Source organism: Sinomicrobium pectinilyticum, assembly GCF_003725735.1.
GTDB classification, from domain to species: Bacteria; Bacteroidota; Bacteroidia; order Flavobacteriales; family Flavobacteriaceae; genus Sinomicrobium; species Sinomicrobium pectinilyticum.
This window is the reverse complement of the sequence record NZ_RJTM01000218.1, coordinates 1-2,689: the sequence shown is the minus strand read 5'-3', so window position 1 is coordinate 2,689 and position 2,689 is coordinate 1. Positions and strand designations below refer to the sequence as shown.

The 2,689-nt window shown below is 49.6% G+C and carries 2 protein-coding genes; both read right to left on the bottom strand.

Features of this window, described 5'->3' with window-relative positions:
* Positions 1–86: 86 nt before the first annotated feature.
* Positions 87–806, bottom strand: coding sequence for an IS21-like element helper ATPase IstB (istB, locus tag ED312_RS23450; RefSeq protein WP_123218441.1), 720 nt, complete (start codon positions 804–806; stop codon positions 87–89).
* Between the two features lie 38 nt (positions 807–844).
* A complete protein-coding gene (gene istA, locus ED312_RS23445) occupies positions 845–2,368 on the bottom strand; it encodes an IS21 family transposase (RefSeq protein WP_123218442.1) in 1,524 nt (507 codons plus the stop codon).
* Between the last annotated feature and the right edge of the window lie 321 nt (positions 2,369–2,689).

The following is a 2,689-nucleotide window of genomic DNA, read 5'->3' as shown; positions in this document are numbered from 1 at the left end:
TGGATATTCCGTCGATACTGACCCCCGTACCGGGGATGTTGACCCCTTAGAAGATTTTGGTCATTACAGATAAGCTACTGACAAAACTACAGTTTTTTTCTCATACTTTCTCCTTTGAGTTCGATGCGGTGTGAAGTATGCACCAGGCGGTCCAAAATGGCATCTGCAATGGTGGCTTCCCCGATGATCTCATACCAGCTTCCCACCGGTAATTGACTGGCAATAATGGTAGCGGCCCTTCCGTGGCGGTCTTCGATGATTTCCAAAAGGTCTATCTGTGCGTTTTTCTCCAGGTGGGTCAGGCCAAAGTCGTCAAGGATCAGCAGCTGTGTTTTGGCCATTTTCTCGAAGCACTTGAGATAGCTGCCGTCAAGTCTGGCCATTTTGGTTTGTATCAGTAGTTTTTGGGTGTTAAAGTATAATACTTTCATTCCCTGGGCACAGGCCTGGTGTCCCAGAGCGGAAGCCAGGAAGCTCTTCCCGCATCCGGTAGCCCCGGTGATAAGAACGGCCTCTCCCTGGCGGAGATAGGTCCCGGTAGCCAGTTCAGCGATCTGGGAGGAGTTCATCCCTCTGGAAGCCTCCATGTGAAGTTCTTCGATAGTGGCTTTGTAGCGGAAGCGGGCATTTTTCTCCAGGCGTTCAAAACGTCGTTGGGTTCGCTGCTGGGCCTCGGCCTGTAAAAGCACTTCCAGGCCTTCGCTTAACGATAAGCGGTGATGTTCCCGGGTCTCTACCAGGGCTTGCCAACGGGAAGCCATCCCGTAGAGGCTTAATTGGTTTAATTCTTGGATTAATGGTTCCATATATACAGGTTTAAAATTAAAAATGGTTTCGGTGATCCTTATTTAAAGGCATCGGCTCCCCGGATATTATGATGTTCGGGCAGCGGTGGTTGTGGGGGCGGTTCCAGAGATGCGGTCATGTTGTTTTCCAATACCCGTTTTAAAAACCCATAGGAGAACTGTTGGTGTTCCCGGGCCAGGTCACAAGCCCGGATAAAGGTTTCCTTGGGGATTTTTCGGGACAGGCTTAATATCCCTTCGCACATACGGTAAAGCTGTTCGGGATATTTGTCCTGGGCAAACAGGGCTTTAATATATTGATACAGGGCCTCGGAGTGCCGATAAGCCCGTTGCAGGTAATAGGTGGGGCTACGCTCCTTGTAATACCTGTGGTGTGAACACAGGTGCTCTTTTTGGGAAGTATAACTCCCTTTTTTATAGCTTCTGGGATGTGTGGCTACAAGGGTTCCCTGGTGGTAGATCTTCACCAGGTTACGGGTATAGATCACTTTAACCTGCTGTCCGATATAGGTGTAAGGGACGCTGTAATAGTGTTTGTCCTGCCCCAGGTAGATGTGGTTGTTCTTGGCCACTTTAAGCTCCCGGTAATACTTAAGTTCAAACAGGGTGTCCGGCAAGGCTTGCAGGGTATGTTTTTCCTCCGCAAGGAACTTCTCCTGCCGGCAATAGTCTTTACCCTGCATTCGGGTTTGGTTATGGGCCTTTACTTTTTCCTGGATGGCCCGGTTCAGAGAAGTTAGGTCAAAGAACTGCTGGTGGCGAAGTTTGGCATACACCCGGCTATAGATGAGTTTGACCTGGTTCTCTACCAAAGCCTTGTCCTGGGGTTTACCCGGCCGTGCCGGGGTGATGGTAGTCCCGTAATGATTGGCAAAGTCTTCCAGGGCCTGGTGGATACCGGGCTCATAACGATTAGCTTTGATCACAGCCGCCTTTAAATTATCCGGCACTAAGGTTTGCGGTACCCCACCCAGATCCTGTAAACAACAGTTTAAGGCATGAATAAAATCTTCAACCCTTTGGCTGGGCACCGCCATGGCAAAACAATAGTCCGAGTAGGGCAGGCAGGCCACAAACACCTGGACAAAGATCTCTTCCCCGGTACCACGGTCGATATAGGAGAGCTTTTTCCCGGCAAAGTCGATAAAGAGCTTGTCGCCCGGATGATGCTCCAAGACCATGGAGGGCTTTCCGCTACGGCGGTATTGTTGCAGGTGATAACAGAACTGGGTATAACTATAAGGGTTAGAAGTCCCTTGAGCATATTCTTCCCATAACACCAGGCGGGTCACCCCGGTTTTCTTTAACTCCTGGTTATAGTAGGCCAGGCGTTCTTTCAGATGCTCGTACCGGGTATCCTTATAGGCCGGATTCCCCGCCAAAAGCAGGGCTTCCAACTCCGGGTCTTCCAGGGCTAACAGGCCGTCTATGGCTGTGGAACCGGCCTGAACCTTCTGTAAATAGCTTTTAACCGTGTTCTTGCTGATGGATAAATGCCGGGCGATGGTTTTGACCCCTTGGCCCTGTAGGTGCATGCGTAATATTTGTTTGACTTGACTCATACGTTTTGGTTTTCCTGCCATAGCTTATCTTTTGATGTACAGTGCAAAAGACATCAGGTAAAACCAAAATCACAAAAAACAACCAGGGGGTCAACTTACTCCGGAATAAGTCAACCTAAAACCCACAAAGGGGTCAGTTTACTCCGGAATTTTCACGGCCTGATCCCAATGGGGTCAACATGCGCCGGAATAATCCCGATAAAGCATCCCTACAGGACTGTTTTTTTTAAAATCTAAGGGGCAGCTTCCGCCGGAATGGCAGTCGCTAAAAGGTTATAATCACAACCCCAGAAGAGGGGGCAGCTTGCGCCGGTGTATCCA

Coding starts and splice junctions, on each gene's coding strand:
- istA (WP_123218442.1), bottom strand. CDS start 2,368: ATGAGTCAAGTCAAACAAATATTACGCATGCACCTACAGGGCCAAGGG.
- istB (WP_123218441.1), bottom strand. CDS start 806: ATGGAACCATTAATCCAAGAATTAAACCAATTAAGCCTCTACGGGATG.